This is a genomic window from Companilactobacillus metriopterae (genome assembly GCF_002762335.1).
GTDB lineage: Bacteria > Bacillota > Bacilli > Lactobacillales > Lactobacillaceae > Companilactobacillus > Companilactobacillus metriopterae.
Genome location: NZ_CP024610.1, coordinates 1,281,848 through 1,301,303, shown reverse-complemented (window position 1 = coordinate 1,301,303; position 19,456 = coordinate 1,281,848). Strand labels below are relative to the sequence as shown.

Here is a 19,456-nt window from a genome sequence, read left to right as displayed (position 1 = left end):
TTGTTTAAGATTTATAATTATGCATAGCATTGTATGTTAAGGATGGAAATTACCAGATGACAATTAGCAGAATTGAAAGAATAAAAGAAGAAAATAGACTCTACAAATTTAATAATAAAAAAAGAAAAAGTGCAACTCTAAAGAAGAATATTAGCTTGATTGGAGCTGGATTGTTTTTTGGTGGAGCTGTAGCTCAAACTACAAGCACAACTTCAGTAACAGTTCATGCAGCAAGTAACAATACAACTGCAGTAGCTAACTCTAAGGGTTCTGGAGATACTCAATTCATTGATTATATTGGTAACTCTGCACGTAAGTTAGCTCAAAATAATGATATCTATGCATCTGTCATGATAGCTCAAGCTATGATAGAAAGTGGCTGGGGTACTAGTGGTTTAGCTAGTGCACCTAACTACAATTTATTTGGTATTAAGGGAACTTATCAAGGAGATGCTGTAAATATGGCAACTCAAGAAGATGATGGTTCTGGTAAGCTTTATGGAATTAACTCTAACTTCAAGAAGTACCCTTCATACAAAGAATCACTAGAAGATTACGTATCATTGATTCGTGGTGGAATTTCAGGTAACCCACAATTTTATGCAGGTACTTGGAAGAGTAATACAGATTCTTATGAAGAAGCAACTGCCTTTTTAACAGGTAAGTATGCAACTGATACAACATATGCAACTAAGTTAAATGCAATGATTGAAAAATATGATTTAACTAGATTTGATGAAGCTGATGATACAAGCAATACTCAAGAATATGTTGTTCAAGAAGGTGATACATTGGATAGTATCGCAACAGCATTCGATATGTCTAAAGATGATCTTGTTTCACTTAACGAACTTAAGACAGAGAATTATGTATTCCCTGGTAAAACTTTACTAGTTGATAAAATTAATGATTCATCAAATAACGATATTAAAGACATGAGTGTTCTTAATGTTCAAAATAGTACTTCTGATGAAGACACAACTGATGCCTATGGTACTCAACAAGCACCAGTTATTGTTCAAGATGAAACAAATGGTGTAGTTATTTACAGTAAGTCACATAACTCTAAAAATGCTGTAATCAATGTTCAAAATACAATAGATTCTTCAGCATCATCATCAAACAATAGTAGTAATTACTTGGATCAAAATGCTGAAGATGTTTGGACACAAGGTAGCCAAGAAGGAATGACAAGTACTGAAATCACAAATTCAGATGATTCTGCATTAACTCAATCAGCGGCTGATTCAAAAAATGAAGCTCTTAATAAAGCTGATACAGCAAATGATTTAAAATCAGTTGTATCCAGTACATTAGATCAACCTAAGTATACAGTTGTTGAAGAAGGGGATTCTTGGGCAACTATATCAAATAGAGTTGGGGTTTCAGTTGCAGATTTGAAGCAAAAAAATAACATTACTTCTGAAATTTTAGTTGTCGGACAAAAGTTATTAGTATAAAATGTATCTCAACGGAAGTATTAGACTGAGATAACATTTATAGAAAGCGTGTGGTTGATGTAAACACGTATTGTTGTTCAGTTGAACTAGTCCACTTGAATTGAAAACTGAAATTAATAGTAAGTTTTTACGATTAATCTTCGTTAACAGATTATTGAGTGTCGCACATTTGTGCGGAATTTAGGTGGTAACGCGAATATTCGTCCTATGTTTATGTTTATATATACATAATCATAGGACTTTTTTTATGGAGGAAAAGGAATGTACAATCACAATAAAGTTGAAAAAAAATGGCAAAGATATTGGGCAGAAAATAAAACCTTTAAAACTGAGTCTAAGTCAGACAAGGAAAAATTTTATGCTTTAGATATGTTTCCATATCCATCAGGTCAGGGACTACACGTAGGTCACCCTGAAGGATACACAGCTACTGATATTATTTCTCGTATGAAAAGAATGCAGGGCTATAATGTTCTTCACCCAATGGGATTTGATGCATTTGGATTGCCTGCAGAGCAATATGCTATCGATACAGGAAATGATCCTGCAGAGTTTACACAAAAGAATATTAATAACTTTAAACGTCAAATTAATTCATTAGGTTTCTCATATGACTGGGATCGTGAAGTAAACACTACTGACCCGAAATACTATAAGTGGACTCAATGGATATTTGAACAAATGTACAAAAAAGGTCTGGCTTATGAAGCAGAAGTGCCAGTTAACTGGTCTCCAGATTTAGGTACAGTTGTTGCCAATGAAGAAGTAATTGATGGTAAGACAGAGCGTGGTGGTTATCCTGTTATTAGAAAACCTATGCGTCAATGGATGCTTAAAATTACTGCCTACGCTGATCGTTTATTAGATGATTTAGATTTGATTGATTGGCCTGAACATATTAAAGAAATGCAACGTAATTGGATTGGTCGCTCAATTGGAGTGCAACTATCATTTCCTGTTGCTAATAATGATAAAAAAATCGATGTATTCACTACTCGTATAGATACTATCTATGGCGTTTCTTATGTCGTTTTAGCACCAGAGCATGAGCTTGTTGACCAAATCACTACAGATGAATATAAGAGTGCTGTGAAGGAATATAAAGAAGAAGCAGCCAAAAAATCTGACCTTGATCGCACTGATTTAAATGATGAAAAAACTGGATCATTCACTGGGGCATATGCAGTAAATCCTGTTACTGGAAAAGAAGTTCCTATCTGGATTTCCGACTATGTTTTAGCAACTTACGGTACAGGAGCAGTTATGGCTGTCCCAGCACACGATGAACGTGATTATGCGTTTGCTAAGAAGTTTGATTTACCCTTCTATCAAGTAATTGAAGGTGATATTTTAGAAGCTCCTGGTACAAATGATGGAAAGCATATTAATTCTGATATAGTTGATGGTTTAAATATTGAAGATGCTAAAGCAAAATTAATCGACTATATTGAAGAAAAAGGTATCGGAGAGAAGAAAGTTAACTATCGTCTTAGAGATTGGCTATTCTCTCGTCAAAGATACTGGGGTGAACCAATCCCTGTTATTCACTGGGAAGATGGTGAAACAACTTTAGTTCCTGAGGATGAACTACCACTTGTATTACCAGTTGAAAAGAATATTAAGCCTTCAGGTACAGGTGAGAGCCCACTAGCCAACGCTACAGATTGGTTGAATGTAGTTGACAAGAACGGTCGTAAAGGTCGCCGTGAGACAAATACAATGCCACAATGGGCAGGTAGTTCTTGGTACTATCTAAGATATATCGATCCAAATAATAGCGAAAAAATAGCTGATTATGACCTATTAAAGGAATGGCTACCAGTTGATATTTATATTGGTGGAGCTGAACATGCGGTGCTACATCTTCTATATGCAAGATTTTGGCATAAAGTTTTATATGATTTAGGAGTTGTTCCAACTAAAGAACCATTCCAAAAATTATATAACCAAGGTATGATCTTAGGTGATAATCATGAAAAAATGTCTAAATCAAAAGGCAATGTCGTTAACCCTGATGATGTAGTCGAATCATACGGTGCAGACACACTTAGATTATATGAAATGTTCATGGGTCCTTTGGACGCATCTATTTCATGGTCAGAAGATGGATTATCTGGTGCACACAAATTCCTTGATCGTGTTTGGAGATTGTATATAAATGATGACGATGAATCTACATTAAAATCAGATTTTATTACTGATTCAGCAAATCCTAAATTAGATAAGATCTATAATGAAACAATCAAAAAAGTTACCGAAGACTATGAACAAATGCACTACAATACGGCTATTTCTCAAATGATGGTTTTCGTTAACGAAACTAATAAACAAGATAATATTTCAATTGAACAGGCTGAAGGTTTTGCTAAGTTGCTTGCTCCAATTGCTCCTCATATGATGGAAGAAATATGGAGTAAATTAGGTCACGATGAAACACTGACATATGAAGCATGGCCAGTCGTCGATGAAAGCAAGTTGGTATCAGATACTGTGGAATTGATTCTTCAAGTTAATGGTAAGTTGAGAAACAAAGTTGAAGTTTCAATTGATATGGACAAATCTGATGTAGAAGATCTTGCATTGAATGATGAAAAAATCAAAAGATTCATTGAAGACAAGAATGTAGTTAAAGTAATTGTGATACCTAATAAAATTGTAAATATTGTTGTTAAATAAAAAAAGTGTCGTTTTATCGACACTTTTTATAATTTTAAAAACTTTTGAGTTGATTAATTTGATATAATTTTCCTTAATCGATTAAGGCGGTGATGTCTTGGATTCAAATAATGAAGGTATGAATGAAGAAGTAATTCCAAAGCTTGATTCAGAAACTTCAACACAAACTAATATGCTTAGAGGTTCTGCTTGGATGACCGCAGGTAGTATCTTTTCAAGAATCTTGGGTGCAGTCTATATTATTCCTTGGATGGCTTGGATGGGTGCTATGTATCCAGCAGCTAATGCACTTTTTGCAAAAGGATATAATATTTATAGTTTATTCCTGATAGTTTCTACAGCAGGAATTCCTGGAGCAATTTCTAAGCAGATTTCTAGATATAATGCCTTAGATGAATATTCTACTGGTAACAAATTATTCCGACAAGGTTTGAGAATCATGGGAATAATGGGACTAGTTTTCGGTGGATTCATGTATTTCGGAGCAGGTATTATCTCTGTTCTGTTTGTGGGTGGTGACCCTAACAGTATTCCAGTTATACATTCATTGGCAATCGCCGTTTTGATTATTCCAATCCTAAGTATCTTACGTGGATATTTACAAGGATATTCAGATATGGCACCTAGTGCAATATCACAACTTGTTGAACAAATTGCCCGTGTGGCGTATATGTTATTAGCTACGTATATAATTATGCAAGTTAACCATGGTAATTATGTGGATGCTGTCACGCAATCAACGTTTGCAGCGTTTATTGGTGCATTGGCAGCTATCGGAGTATTGGTTTATGCCATTTTTAGAAAAATGCCAATGTTGCGCAAGCTTTCAAGAGAGGGTAAACCTGCAGAAAATTTAGATAACAATTTTACCCGAGAAATTTTTGGGCAGGCGCTACCTTTTATTGTACTAGACTCAGGAATTACCTTATTTTATTTATATGATCAGTCTACATTTAATCAATATATGCAGATGTTCATGAATATATCTAAGAGTCAATTAGACAATTACTATTCATTATTTGGTTTCCAGGCTAATAAGTTAATAATGATTATTATTTCGTTATCAACTGCTATGGCTGTAACTGCAATTCCAATTATTTCGGGTCTTTATGCTAAAGGTAATAGCTCTAAAATAAAAGAGCAGGTAGCAAGTACTTTAGAATTATTTTTCTTTGTAATGATTCCTGCCTCGCTTGGAATGTACGCAGTGACTCAACCACTATGGACAGTTTTCTACCGCTATGATTCTTTGGGAGTAGGGATGTTGCAATTTTCGGCAATAGTATCTATTCTTTTAGGATTGTTCACAGTTCTTTCAGCAATCCTTCAAGCACTTTATCGCAATAGATTAGCAATTAGATATATGTTAATTGGACTAGTTATAAAGATGATTGTACAAATACCTGCCATTTGGTTATTCAGAGAATACGGACCACTGGTAGCTACATTCATTGGTATGGCAATTATTTGTTGGTTAATGATGAGAAGAATCTATATTGCATATCCATTTGATATAGATCGATTTAGTCGTAGATTTATTGGGATGACAATTTTCTCATTTATAATGTTTATTGTTGTCATCGCCATAAACTGGATATTATTTAGATTTGTTGGTAATAGCGATCGAGTATTTAGTCTTTTGATTCTATTATTTGAAGCTGCTATCGGAGCATTCATATATGCATATTTAGTTTTGAAAACTAAATTAGCGGATAGAATTATTGGTTCTCGTGCTAACAGATTAAGAAGAATTTTAAGAATAAAATAAGCTAAGATACTGAAAAGTATCTTAGCTTGTTTTTTATATATTTTTATTTATAAAGTCAACGACGATATCTCTAATGTCCTCTTGCCAGAATTTAATATCCATGTGACCAGTATTTTTTAGAATGTACAAATCTGATTCTATTTGGTTACTTTGAAGTTTGTCATAAAGAGCAATACCATCTTTTACAGGAACAACTACATCGTCTTCACCGTGTAAAATAAGAAAAGGAACTGTATTTTTATTGATATATGTTAAAGGATTAGCTTGATCATCTAGAGTAGGGGATTCTTCAGGTTCTTTACCAAGTAGATTTCGATAAACAAAATCAAAATCATCGGTAACACTACCTTGTTTAGCAGTCAGAGGATCAACAACCCCATACCAAGGGATAGATAATTGTACATCACTAGAAAATTCTAGGTTGTCACCTATATCAAACTTTTCAACACCATTTGTAACACCTAGCATACTAGCCATATGACCACCAGCAGATTCACCCATTGCAATGAATTTATTGGTATCAATTTGGAAATCTTCAGCATTTTTTCTTAAAAATCTAATTGCTGCTTTAGCGTCTGTTAATTGTCCTGGGAAATTAATCTTATTACTATCACGATATTCAACACTTGCTATAATGAAACCTTTTTTAGCAAATTCTACTAAATTAGCAAGATGGATATTATAGTCGACATCCATCCAACCGCCACCAGCAAACCACACAATAACGGGATATTTTTTATCTTCTGTAGGGAATGGTCTGATTATAGATAATTTTAAATCTCTAGTTGAATTACCTAGCCAACCAGGAACATGGGCATAAGTTATATCAGCATCTAGCCACATTCCATTTGAAGTTACATCAATATCGATTTCTTTTTTCATATTCAATCTCCTTTAATTATTTTGGCTTAATTCTTTCATAGTTTCAGGTATTTTACTAATCAAATTTGTTGGTAAAACAACATAATTATTTTGATATATTTTGTCAGCAATATAACTGTGAGTGAAAAGAGCAGCTTCAACAGTTTTTTTTGAGAATCCAAACTGTGCTACAAAACCTGCAATCATTCCTGCTAATGTATCTCCTGTACCACCAGTAGCCATTCCGGGATTCCCAATATTTATATAACTTGTGTGACCTTTATAATAAATTTCAGAATGATGTTTTTTCAAAACTAAAACAGCATTAGGTGATAGTTCGTCTAATTTTTTAATGTTGGTCGTTTCATTTTGTTGATCAATTTTAATTTTAGAAAGTCTCTGCCATTCCATCTGGTGTGGAGTAAGAATGACATTGGATTTTATTTCTTTGAGTAGGTTTGTATTTTGAGATATATAATCTAAAGCTGAAGCATCAATGATTAAAGTTTGTTGAGGATTAAGATTTTTAATTATTGATTCAATTATAATATTTGTACCATCGATATTTAAATCTAGACCAGGTCCTATAGTAATCACATTTAAATTTGGAAGTAGTGATAGTAATTGTTGGGTATCACTATAGTCAATTGTCATTGCTTCAGGAACCGAATGGTTGATAGCGGACATAGTTTTCGGATTAGAGGCAATTGTGACTAAACCAGATCCACTATAGATGGCAGCTGTTGTTGCCAAAACTGCTGCACCGCTGTATTTATCAGAACCTGCTACTATAAGAGTTCTACCATAGGTACCTTTGTGTGAGTTGTCATCCCTCATTCTTATCACATTTTTTATGTTGTCTTTATTTATTAATTCCATAATAGATACCTCAATTTCTTATTAAATAAATCATATACTTTGTAATTTTAAATGTGAACACTTTAAAATGAATATAAGAAATGAAAAGGAGAGGTTATTATGATAAAAGAATTTAGGGATTTTATAAATCGAGGAAATGTAGTAGATTTAGCAGTTGCTGTTATTTTAGGTGCTGCATTTACGGCTATCGTACAGTCACTTGTAAATAATTTGATAAATCCACTTATTGGTTTATTTTTGGGTAAAGTTAATCTATCAAGTTTACAGTTTAGTGTTGGTAGTGCAGCTTTCAAATATGGTAGTTTTATTGAATCTATCGTCAACTTCTTAATTGTAGCTTTTGTAGTTTTCTTAATGGTAAAACTAATAAACAAGGCTTCAAAGAAGAAAGAAGAAGTAGCAGAACCTTCTAAAGAAGATGAGATGGTTGAATATTTAAAAGATATATCTTTAAGTTTAAAAAACAAAAAAGACTAGCTAATAGCTAGTCTTTTTTTATTGGCAATTCAATTATAAATTTTGTTCCTTGAGGTAAATTATCTTCGATGAATATCTTACCTTTATGAGCTCTAACAATCTGCATAGCAATCGATAGCCCTAAACCTGCACCACCGGTATGTTTGTTACGAGATTTGTCAGATCGATAAAATCTATCGAAAACATTCTTTTTATCTTCTTCTGAAATTCCTTGACCTGTATCAGAAATAATAAATTGATATTTGTTATTAACAACACGGTCATAGATATTAATAGTGCCATTTTTTGAAGTGTACTTCGTAGCATTATCTAACATGATGATAAGAAGTTGCTTAATCTTATTTCGATCAACATGTAATGTGACATTGTGATCAATATCTGCTTTAAATACTTTGGATTGAGAACTACAAATTTCCTTGAATGGGAGGATAGGATCACGTAAGAACAATTCTGGTTCAGTATCTTCAAAATTGTAGACATCAGTTGCATTATCAGATCTGGCTAATGAAAGAAGATTTGTTGTTAAAGAATTTAATCGATTAACTTCATCTAGTGAAGTAGAAATAGATTCTGCCTCATCAATAATTGTACTGTTGGGATTAGTTAGCATGTACTCAAGTCTTCCTTGAATAATTGTTAATGGTGTTCTTAATTCGTGGGCAGCATCATTAACAAATATACTTTGTTGTCTCCAAGATTTTATGATTGGAGACATACTGTATCTAGTTAAGAAGAAGGCAAGTATCAAAGAAATAAACCAGAAAACAGCAAACATGATTATCAATATATTTCTAAAACTATCAATAGACTGTATTTGACCGTCAATATTTTGTATAACTAGAACATATTTTCCGGCGTAGGCAGGATTTGTATTGCCTTTACTTACCTTAATCAACTTGGTTCTAAAGTAAAAGTTACTGTATTTTTTAGTTAAGGTTTTATTCAAATCGTCCTTGTTAAGTTTTACGGACTTAAGTGATTGATATCTATTTCCTAAATTATCTTGATTTTCAATTTTTCCTTTATCAGAAAAAACAATTATAGAAGACTGGAAAGGGGCATTAGGAATGTCTTGGTCCGCTTTATTAGCATCATTATCTTTTAATTCACGTGATTCGGGTCCCATAACTTTCTCATTTTCATGATTATCACTATTTTTCCCAGGTCCATTTTTTATGTGATCGACTTGATGACTAATATCTCTATCTATTTGATTATACAAATTATTTTCAAATAGTCGAAATGTTAGTAATCCTAATGATATAAAAAGAACGGCAAAGGCTCCCATAGTTGTTATGAAAAGTCTGTACCGCTGTTTCTGCATCATTTTAGCTTGTGTGGTTTTGATATTTTTACTCATCTTGGAAGATATAACCTACATTTCTGATTGTTCTTACTTGATTATCATTATCTGAATTTCTTATTTTTTTACGCAAATTACTCATATAAACTTCAACAACAGTTAGAGAAGTGTCTGAGTCGAATCCCCAAATACGTTCGAAAATCTGATCTTTTGTGAGAATAGTGTTTTTGTTTTGCATTAGATAAACAAGTAGATCGTATTCTTTACCATTAAGTTCAATCTCTTGATCATCAACAGTAACGATATGGGTATTTAAGTTAACAGAAATATTATTAGATTGCAATGTTGAGTCATCTGTTAGAGAACCTGATCTTTTTAGAAGAGCTTTAACTCTTACTAATAATTCTTCTCTGTGGAAAGGTTTTGTAAGATAGTCATCAGCACCTAAATCAAATCCGTGAATTTTGTCATCTAGTTCTGATTTTGCGGTTAACATCAAAACAGGAGTTTTGATGTTTTCTTCACGAATACTTTTTAAGATATCGAATCCATTAATATTAGGAAGCATAACATCTAAAATAATTAAATCATTGATATTATCCATAGCAGCAAATTTACCATCAAGACCGTCATTTGCTACTTCAACGTGGTATTCATTTAGAAAATCAACTACATTTTCTGCTAGTCTTTCATCGTCTTCGACTAGTAATATTCTTATGTCTTTCATCAACTACTCCTTAGTTTTAAACCCTGATAATTTTTATTATAAGGCATTTTTTAAAATAAAATATTTTTGTTTAAGTTAAATTTAAGTTACCTAAATTAAGATGAACTACATCGATAGGAAAGGAAGCTATGAAATGAAAGATAAGATATTGCCGATGAGAGTCATTCTATATTCTTTAATAATATATTCAATCATTTGTTTCTTAGTGAATATCGCAATTTAAATAACATATAGGAGATAATATATGGATGAATCAATGAATTCAAGTAAGAAGAAAAATTCCTTCTTTAATAAAATTAAGAATCATCGTTATGACTATTGGCTCATAGGTATTCTGATTTTAGCAGCCTTTTTATATGCTTGGAATATCTGGGAGGCTGGCGAAGCAAATAGTTTCTACACTTCAGCTATTGTCAGTATGACTCAAAGCTTTAAAAATTTCTGGTATGCTAGTTTTGATCCGGCAGGTTATATAACTGTTGATAAGCCACCAGTTGCGCTTTGGTTCATGGCTATCAGTGCCAAACTTTTTGGAGTTCATGGTTGGAGTGTTGTATTACCTTCAATCCTCTTCGGAATTGGATCAGTATATTTGATTTACAACGTAGTTGGTAAAAGATTCAACAAGGTAGCAGCAAGACTTTCAGCATTGGTTATGACACTTACACCAATTGCTGTAGCAGATTCTCGAACAAATAATATGGATGCTACTTTAGTATTTTTCTTACTATTATCTGTATTCTTTATTCAAAAAGCAGTAATTAAAAATCAACAGAGATATCTTTGGATAGGTATGTCTTTAATGGGTATTTCATTTAATATAAAAATGTTACAAGCATTTATGATTTTACCTGCTTTATACTTATACTATTTATTGGCAGCAAACACATCATGGAAAAAGAGAATAGGTCATTTAGCTATTGGTACCATATTCTTGGCAGTGTTCACATTAGCGTGGCCATTATCGGTTGATTTAACTAATTCAAACAGTCGACCATATGAAGGTGGTTCCGAAACCAACTCAGCTTTAGAATTAGCCTTTGGATATAATGGAACACAACGTTTGTTAGGTCAAACTACTGGTACAGGTGGAGCGTTCCCAGGTATGGGATCCTCATCAAAGAAATCAAACGAATCTAGTTCTACTTCAAAATCATCAAATAATGCACAAGGTGGAGCACCAACAGGTAATCAACAAGGTGGTAATCCTCCAGGTGGAAATGGAGGCACACCACCTAATGGTAATGGCGGTGGAACACCTCCAAATGGGAATCAGCAAGGAGGCACACCTCCAAAAGGTATGGAAATGGGCCAAGGTGGTCCAGGTAAAAATGGAAAAGGTGGCGCTGGTGGTGGAGCATTCAACACTGGTAATGTAGGTCCATTAAGATTATTCCAAAAGGAACTTGGACCACAAATTAGTTGGCTATTGATTGTTTCAATTTTAGGATTAATTTCAAGTTTTGTTTATTATCGTGGATCTAAAGATAAATGGTACAAACTTAATATTAAACGTAATGAATTAATACTTTGGGCAGCATGGTTAGTACCTGTTGCAGGGTTCTTCTCTGTAGCTGGATTCTTCCATCCTTATTACACAATAATGCTTGCCCCAGCCATTGCTACATTGTCAGGTATTGGGATTTATACAATGTTTAAACAATGGAAACAAAAGAATTGGAAGTCTCTATTATTCCCAACAGCAATTTTGAGTACTGTTTCATTACAAGCATGGTACGTAAATGATTATTATTCAACATTATCAATTGTCTTCCTAGTTGTAGGAATTATTATTTCATTGATTATGTATATTCTACCTTGGATTAAGAAAGGTAGTTTAACAACAAAATCAGTCGCAACAACCGGAGTGATATTGATTATGCTATTCCCAGCTTTCTGGTCATTAACACCAACAATTTCTGGTGAAAGTGCCCAAATTCCTACTGCAGGACCTGATTTATTAAGCAGTCAAGGCGGAGGAATGGGAACAAATGCTGGTGGTATGGGATCACAAGTTGATACAGCTCTATTGAACTATGTTACAAAACATCAAGGTAGTGCAGAATATCTATTTGCTACTGATGATTCAAGTACTGCTGCACCATATATCGTCAAAACAGGTAAAGCTGTTATGGCCATGGGTGGATTTAATGGTACTGATCCAGCAATAACATTAAAAGAATTCAAGCAACTTGTTAAAGATGGAAAAATTAAATATTACTATTCTGGCGGTAAAGCCGGAAGTGCTAATTCTGAAATCGTATCTTGGATTAAGAAAAATGCCAAGACTGTTAAATTAAGTAGTTCTACATCAAGCAAAAACTCATCAACTCAAGGCGGAATGCCTGGTGGAATGGGTGGACAAAGTGGAACACTTTATGACCTATCATCAATTTATAAATAGAACTAAAAAGAAAGGGATGTAACTCATATGAAACCATTAATTTCAATTGTCTTACCTGTCTTCAATGAAGAAGAAGGTATTCAAGACACAATTGACACTTTATTAAACTTTACTGAACAACAAGAAGAAAATTTCGAATTGATATTCGTAGATGATGGTTCAAAAGACCATTCAGTTGAAATTCTCAGTCACGCAGCTGACTATTATGAGAATATTAAATTAGTAGAATTTTCGAGAAACTTTGGACATCAAAATGCTATCACAGCTGGACTGGATTATATATCTGGTGATGCCGTTGTAGTAATGGATGCAGATCTTCAAGATCCTCCTGAAGTCATAACAAGTATGGTAAAAAAATGGAAGGAAGGATATGATGTAGTATACGGTAAACGTGCACAACGTGATGGTGAATCAGTATTCAAAAAAGCCACCGCATCTATGTTTTATCGAACATTCAGAAAACTTTCTTCGATCGATATGCCTTTAGATACTGGTGACTTTAGATTGATGGATAAAAAAGTTGTCTATCAATTACAACAACTAAAAGAATATGACCCCTTTGTCAGAGGACAAGTAACTTGGGTTGGATTCAAGCAAACAAGTGTTGTCTATCATAGACATGAGAGAAATGCTGGAGAAACTAAATATCCGCTCTCTAAAATGCTAAAATTAGCAACAGATGGTATTAAGTCCTTCTCAATCAAACCATTACTATTTGCAAATATATTTGCAGCTATACCATTTGTAGGATCAATAATTTATTTAATTACGATTATTGCCACAAGTTCATATAGTGCAGAATCATTTGGAATTATCGTAATATTATTAAGCATAAGTCTAATGCTTGTAACCCTTGGTATAGTTGGAGATTACATGGGAAGAATTTTAAATCAAGTAAACAAAAGACCAAGATATATTGTTAGAGATTTAAAAGGATTTCAGCAAAATGAAAAAGTATACAAATTAAAAAATAATTAAAAAATGTCCTTTTTAAATTTGATGCAATATGTTACAGTAATGTTAGATTTGATATGAAGTGATTCAATTGTTTTAGTAGTGCAATTGGATTTATGGTTATCAAATTGAATATGAACTATCCCATTCATTATTGAAGCAGACGAACACCCAGTCGTCTGCTTTTTTTTGTGCAAAAAATTAATGTAAATCCCCGTTGTAAATGGAATTTTTAACTATAACATAGTCAACTTTAGTAAGACTATTTAATTCATTTCCGCCGGAATATGAGATTGAAGATTGTAGGTCTTCTTTCATTTCTTGAAGGGTATCAAATATTGATCCTTTAGCAGGTACCAGCATTTTCTTGCCTTCAACGTTTTTATGTTCACCTTTTTGAAATTCTGAAGCTGATCCAAAGTATTCTTTGTATTTTTTATTATCTTTTTCAATTTCTTTGCCTGGTGATTCTACATGTCCAGCAAATAGGGATCCTACCATCACAAATGAGGCTCCAAAACGGACAGATTTGGCGATGTCTCCATTATTTCTAATACCACCATCAGCAATTATAGGTTTTGTTGCAGCCTTAGCACATAGTCTCACTGCTGCAAGTTGCCAACCGCCAGTACCAAAACCAGTCTTCAATTTTGTTACGCAAGCTTTGCCAGGTCCAATACCGACCTTTGTTGCGTCTGCTCCAGCATTTTCTAAGTCTCTCACCGCTGCTGGAGTACCAACGTTACCCGCAATAACGAAACTATTTGGTAGATACTTTTTAACGTGTTTGATCATTTCAATTACATTGTCACTATGACCATGTGCAACATCAATAGTTATGTAATCAGGAACTATATTTTGATCGGATAAAGATCTGATAAAATCGAACTCATCTTCTTTAATTCCCAAACTAATAGAAGAAATTAAATTATTGTCATTCATCATTTCTATAAAATCAGCTCTACTTTGCTCGTCAAATCGATGCATAATATAAAAATATCCATCTGAAGCTAACTTAACAGCAAGTTCTTCATTGATAATAGTTTGCATATTAGCAGGGACTACAGGAATTTTGAATGTGTGATTTCCTAACTTAACAGTGGTGTCACACTCAGATCTACTATTTACAATACATTTGTTCGGAACTAATTGGATATCATCGTAATCAAAAACGTCCATCGTGCTCTCCTTTGAAATAAACCGAATAATTATATTAATTTAATAAATAAAGTACGTCTTTTAGGTTAACTTGTTTAAAATGATAAGTCAAATACAAAGATAAGATTTAAGGATTATATTTGACACTTAGTAAAACAATTGGTATTATCGATACATTATTAACAAACACCCAATCCAATGGTTTTTGTTGCTAATATTAATAATTGGTATATACAAAGGAGAATTCACAGTGACTAATTTTTCAGCAGAAGATATAAAAAGGGCAGTTGAAGAAGAACAAGTAGAGTTTATTTGTTTAATGTTTACAGATATTAACGGTATTATCAAAAACGTTGAAGTTCCTGTATCTCAACTTGATAAGGTTTTGGCTAACAAGATCACTTTTGATGGTTCATCAATTGAAGGATTTACAAGAATTGAAGAAAGTGACATGCTACTTTATCCTGATTTATCAACTTGGCTAATCTTCCCATGGGGAACTGAACATGGAAGAGTAGCAAGATTAATTTGTGATATTTATACTACAGATGGAGAACCATTTTTGGGTGATCCACGTTTAAACCTAAAACGTATTGTAGAAAAAATGAAATCTCAAGGTTTCACTAATTTTAATATTGGACCAGAACCAGAATTTTTCTTATTTAAGACGGATGAAAAAGGCCAACCAACTTTAGATCTTCATGATGATGGTGGATATTTTGATTTTTCACCGGTTGATATGGGAGAAAACTGCCGTCGTGATATAGTTCTAGAACTTGAAAAAATGGGATTTGAAGTTGAAGCGAGTCACCATGAAGTTGCACCTGGTCAACAAGAAGTTGATTTCAGATATGATGATGCACTTAAAGCAGCGGACAATATCCAAACATTCAAATTAGTTGTAAAAACTATTGCTAGAAAACACGGTCTATATGCAACATTTATGCCAAAACCATTGCAAGGAATCAATGGATCTGGAATGCACATCAATATGTCATTGTTCAAAGGATCAGAAAATGTTTTCAATGACGGTAATGACAAACTTTCAGAAACAGCTAAGTATTTCTTGAGTGGTTTGCTAAAACATGCTCGAGCATTAACTGCTATTAATAATCCAACTGTTAATTCTTATAAACGTTTAGTACCAGGATTTGAAGCACCAACATACATTGCATGGTCAGGAAAAAATAGATCACCATTAGTTCGTGTACCAGCAGCTAAAGGTAAATCAAAACGTGTTGAAATGAGAAGTGTTGATCCTTCAACAAATCCATATTTATCAATTGGTGCTATTTTAGACGCAGGTCTTGATGGTATTGAAAATAAATATCAAGTTTCAGATGAAATCCAAGAAAACATTTACGATATGACTGAAGAAAGAAGAGCAGAGCTAGGAATTCGTGAACTACCATCTACTCTTCATAATGCACTGAAAGCATTGCGCGAAGACAAATATGTTCAACAATCATTGGGTGAATTTTTAACAAGGAACTTCCTTGTTGCAAAAGATGACGAATGGGCAAGATATAAGCAAACAGTTTCAGTTTGGGAGCAACAAACTTATATGCCACTTTACTAATAAAGACCTTAGGGTCTTTTTTTATTTGTATATTTATTGCTTTTAGTAAATGAATAACCTAAAATGAAAAGTGTTGATATTCAATAATAAATAGGAGTGTACCTCATGAAAAAAATTATTGTTACACTATTAGCCATATTAGCTTTGGGTGGAGCTGCTACAGGACTTACAGCTTGTTCTAATTCAAGTTCAAAAAATGCAGAAAAGACTGAAGAAACTCACTCAGCTGATAAAATCACAAAATCTGAGATTGAAGGTCATGATTATGTTGGTGTTAGTTCAGATAACAAAGACCAATACATCACTTTCTTTACAGGTAAAGATAAAAAAGATGTTAGATACTACCGTGTAAATAAAGATGGCTCACAAAAGAAAATCACATACTTTATGAAACCAAAACTTGTTATGGATTCAAAAAACAAGAAGAAGTTCAAAATTGATGGTATGAGTGTTATTGCAGAACCAGATTTCAATGATTGGACATTTACAAAAGTTGGTAAAACAACAATTAAGACTGTAGATGGCAAGAAGTGGAAACTTTATGATGGTAGCCACAAAGATGTTAAAAATTATGTAAAGAAGAATGCTAAATAAGACTATCCCTAAGGGATAGTCTTTTTTTAGAAAAAAATTAGTAACTTTCAGAAAGATGTAAATAAATTCACAATCTTTCCATAAAAAATTAAATTAGTTTTCTTTTAATTTTTCAATGAATTTGCGTAATTTGAAGGAGTTTCACTAAATTAAAATATGCTAATTTTATGAAACTAGATTACAAAATATGTGAAAACGCTTGCAAACATAATGATGGAGCGTTAATCTAAGTCTTGGAAATACAAATCGAATTAAGGAGTGAATTATAATGACCAAACCAATTCATGTAACATCAGAAATTGGAAAGTTAGATGTTGTAATGTTGAAGCGTCCTGCTGAGGAAGTAGAAAACCTTACACCAGATACTATGCCAAGACTATTGTTTGATGACATACCATACCTTCCAATTGCTCAAAAAGAGCATGATCATTTTGCACAAATATTGCGCGACAATGGAACGGAAGTATTATATCTCGAGCAACTTTCTGCTGAAGCTATTGATGCTGGTAATGTTAAAGAGGCATTTCTTGAAAAAATGTTGAAAGAATCAGGTTTCCCAAAGGGTGGAAGTCATGATGCTTTAAAAGAATATTTCTTAAGCATGAACACTCAAGATATGGTCAATAAAATCATGGCCGGCGTTCGAAAAGAAGAAGTTGATCACAAACCAACTGATTTAGTAAGTTTTGCTGAAGATAGCAATTATCCATTCTTCATGGATCCAATGCCAAACTTATACTTCACAAGAGACCCTGCTGCTTCAATTGGTGAAGGATTGAGTATTAATCACATGACATATGCTGCACGTCAAAGAGAATCAATGTTTATGGAAACAATCATTGAAAATCATCCACGTTTTGCTAACAAAGGCTTGAACGTATGGAGAAGTCGTAACCATAATCACCGTATTGAAGGTGGAGATGAGTTGGTACTTAGTGATCACGTATTAGCAATTGGGGTATCACAAAGAACAAGTGCTGAAGCAATTCAACAAATTGCACAGAATCTATTTACAGAAAATAGTGGTTTTGATACTGTTATTGCTATTTCAATTCCACATAACCATGCAATGATGCACTTGGATACTGTTTTCACAATGATTAATTATGATCAATTTACAGTACATCCAGGAATTCTAGGTGCTGGTGGAAATATTGATACATGGACATTACATCCAACAAAAGATGGATCAATTTCAATTGAACATAACAATGATCTAAAAGATGTATTGAAAAAAGCATTAAATCTAGATGATCTAGATTTAATCCCTACAGGAAATGGTGATCCAATTATTGCACCTCGTGAACAATGGAATGATGGATCAAATACATTGGCTATTGCACCGGGAACTGTTTTAACATATGACAGAAATTATGTTTCAAATGAACTATTAAGACAACATGGAATTAAAGTTCTGGAGACAATTTCAAGTGAATTATCAAGAGGTCGTGGGGGCCCACGTTGTATGAGTATGCCACTAGTACGACAAGATCTAAAAAAATAAAATAAAATTTGGAGAATAACTATGGACTTTCAAGGTAAAGAAAACTCAGTATTTCAAGGACGCAGTCTTTTAGCAGAAAAATATTTCACACCAGAGGAATTAGAATATCTAATTGATTTCTCAATTCATCTAAAAGCTCTTAAGAAAAAGGGTATTCCTCATCACTATCTTGAAGGTAAAAATATTGCTCTTCTATTCGAAAAGACATCTACAAGAACTCGTTCAGCATTTACAACAGCTTCAATCGATTTGGGAGCACATCCTGAATTCTTAGGTGCTAATGATATTCAACTAGGTAAAAAAGAATCTGTTGAAGATACAGCCAAAGTTCTTGGAAGCATGTTTGACGGAATTGAATTTAGAGGATTTAGTCAAGAAGTCGTAGAAGATCTAGCCAAGTATTCAGGCGTTCCAGTTTGGAATGGTCTAACTGATGAATGGCATCCAACACAAATGATTGCTGACTTCATGACTATGAAAGAAGCATTTGGAACATTGAAAGGCAAGACATTAACATTTGTTGGTGATGGACGTAACAACATGGCTAACAGTCTTCTAGTTACTGGTTCAATGCTTGGTGTAAATATCCATATCGTTGCACCTAAAGAATTATTCCCAGATGATTCAGTTGTCAAAACAGCTCAAGGTTACGCAGATAAGTCAGGAAGCAAATTCTTGATTACTGATAACATCGAAGAAGGTGTTAAAGGCACAAATGTTATCTATACAGACGTATGGGTATCAATGGGTGAAGAAGATCAATGGGCTGAAAGAATTGAACTTCTAAAAGATTACAAAGTAACAATGGATATGATTGAAAAAGCACAAATGCCAGACGATCAGATTATCTTCATGCACTGTCTACCAGCTTTCCATGATGCAACTACAACTTATGGTAAGAATATCAAAGACGAATATGGACTTACAGAAATGGAAGTTTCAGATGAAGTATTTAGAAGTAAATACGCTCGTCAATTTGAAGAAGCTGAAAACAGAATGCACTCAATTAAGGCCATTATGGCAGCTACTCTAGGTAACTTGTTCATTCCTAAGGCATAATTTTTTACCGAAGAGCTACTTTTAAATGGGTGGCTCTTTTTATTTTATTAATT

15 protein-coding genes and 1 other annotated feature are annotated in these 19,456 nt (G+C 33.4%); of the genes, 10 read left to right on the top strand and 5 right to left on the bottom strand.

The genetic code is table 11. The features are described from left to right. Positions 1–56: 56 nt before the first annotated feature. The 3 genes from CS873_RS06525 to CS873_RS06515 all read left to right on the top strand — a co-directional run bounded on the left by CS873_RS06525 (position 57) and on the right by CS873_RS06515 (position 5,904). Entirely contained in the window at positions 57–1,460 is a 1,404-nt protein-coding gene (locus CS873_RS06525) for a glucosaminidase domain-containing protein (protein ID WP_099975064.1), read from the top strand. Next, positions 1,460–1,671: a binding site (T-box leader), on the top strand. (Overlaps the previous gene by 1 nt.) Positions 1,672–1,721: 50 nt before the next feature. Further along, positions 1,722–4,136, top strand: coding sequence for a leucine--tRNA ligase (gene leuS / locus CS873_RS06520; RefSeq protein ID WP_099975063.1), 2,415 nt, complete (start codon positions 1,722–1,724; stop codon positions 4,134–4,136). 118 nt (positions 4,137–4,254) lie between these two features. Beyond that, complete coding sequence (locus CS873_RS06515; RefSeq protein WP_099975353.1) at positions 4,255–5,904, top strand: putative polysaccharide biosynthesis protein; 1,650 nt, start codon at positions 4,255–4,257, stop codon at positions 5,902–5,904. 33 nt (positions 5,905–5,937) lie between these two features. Here CS873_RS06515 and CS873_RS06510 read toward each other — a convergent pair whose 3' ends face one another. Together CS873_RS06510 and CS873_RS06505 are read right to left on the bottom strand one after the other, a co-directional pair. Beyond that, positions 5,938–6,786, bottom strand: coding sequence for an alpha/beta hydrolase (locus tag CS873_RS06510; protein WP_099975062.1), 849 nt, complete (start codon positions 6,784–6,786; stop codon positions 5,938–5,940). A 12-nt stretch (positions 6,787–6,798) separates the two neighbouring features. Beyond that, positions 6,799–7,644 (bottom strand): NAD(P)H-hydrate dehydratase, encoded by an 846-nt coding sequence (locus CS873_RS06505; RefSeq protein WP_099975061.1) that lies wholly within the window; start codon positions 7,642–7,644, stop codon positions 6,799–6,801. A gap of 99 nt (positions 7,645–7,743) precedes the next feature. Here CS873_RS06505 and mscL point away from each other — a divergent pair, with 99 nt between their 5' ends. Then, positions 7,744–8,121 (top strand): large-conductance mechanosensitive channel protein MscL, encoded by a 378-nt coding sequence (gene mscL / locus CS873_RS06500; RefSeq protein ID WP_099975060.1) that lies wholly within the window; start codon positions 7,744–7,746, stop codon positions 8,119–8,121. A gap of 7 nt (positions 8,122–8,128) precedes the next feature. On the opposite strand, the gene CS873_RS06495 is transcribed toward mscL, so the two are convergent. Both CS873_RS06495 and CS873_RS06490 read right to left on the bottom strand, forming a co-directional pair. Then, complete coding sequence (locus CS873_RS06495; protein ID WP_099975059.1) at positions 8,129–9,481, bottom strand: sensor histidine kinase; 1,353 nt, start codon at positions 9,479–9,481, stop codon at positions 8,129–8,131. Further along, positions 9,474–10,151: a response regulator transcription factor gene (locus tag CS873_RS06490; RefSeq protein ID WP_169922462.1), complete on the bottom strand. Its 678-nt coding sequence runs from the start codon at positions 10,149–10,151 to the stop codon at positions 9,474–9,476. Before CS873_RS06490 ends, CS873_RS06495 begins: the two co-directional genes overlap by 8 nt. A gap of 244 nt (positions 10,152–10,395) precedes the next feature. Here CS873_RS06490 and CS873_RS06485 point away from each other — a divergent pair, with 244 nt between their 5' ends. After that, positions 10,396–12,555 carry a glycosyltransferase family 39 protein gene (locus CS873_RS06485; protein WP_425435952.1) on the top strand — a complete coding sequence of 720 codons (2,160 nt, stop codon included), beginning with the start codon at positions 10,396–10,398 and terminating at the stop codon, positions 12,553–12,555. Between the two features lie 27 nt (positions 12,556–12,582). Further along, entirely contained in the window at positions 12,583–13,533 is a 951-nt protein-coding gene (locus CS873_RS06480) for a glycosyltransferase family 2 protein (RefSeq protein ID WP_099975057.1), read from the top strand. A 177-nt stretch (positions 13,534–13,710) separates the two neighbouring features. On the opposite strand, the gene CS873_RS06475 is transcribed toward CS873_RS06480, so the two are convergent. Further along, on the bottom strand, positions 13,711–14,688 hold the full coding sequence (locus CS873_RS06475) for a GMP reductase (protein ID WP_099975056.1): 978 nt from the start codon (positions 14,686–14,688) through the stop codon (positions 13,711–13,713). A gap of 229 nt (positions 14,689–14,917) precedes the next feature. Between CS873_RS06475 and glnA the strand changes: the two genes are divergently transcribed. The 4 genes from glnA to argF all read left to right on the top strand — a co-directional run bounded on the left by glnA (position 14,918) and on the right by argF (position 19,403). After that, positions 14,918–16,246 carry a type I glutamate--ammonia ligase gene (glnA, locus tag CS873_RS06470; protein ID WP_099975055.1) on the top strand — a complete coding sequence of 443 codons (1,329 nt, stop codon included), beginning with the start codon at positions 14,918–14,920 and terminating at the stop codon, positions 16,244–16,246. 105 nt (positions 16,247–16,351) lie between these two features. Beyond that, entirely contained in the window at positions 16,352–16,840 is a 489-nt protein-coding gene (locus CS873_RS06465; RefSeq protein WP_099975054.1) for a hypothetical protein, read from the top strand. A 268-nt stretch (positions 16,841–17,108) separates the two neighbouring features. Further along, positions 17,109–18,344 carry an arginine deiminase gene (gene arcA, locus CS873_RS06460; protein ID WP_099975053.1) on the top strand — a complete coding sequence of 412 codons (1,236 nt, stop codon included), beginning with the start codon at positions 17,109–17,111 and terminating at the stop codon, positions 18,342–18,344. A 21-nt stretch (positions 18,345–18,365) separates the two neighbouring features. Then, positions 18,366–19,403, top strand: coding sequence for an ornithine carbamoyltransferase (gene argF / locus CS873_RS06455; protein ID WP_099975052.1), 1,038 nt, complete (start codon positions 18,366–18,368; stop codon positions 19,401–19,403). The last annotated feature ends 53 nt before the right edge of the window (positions 19,404–19,456 follow it).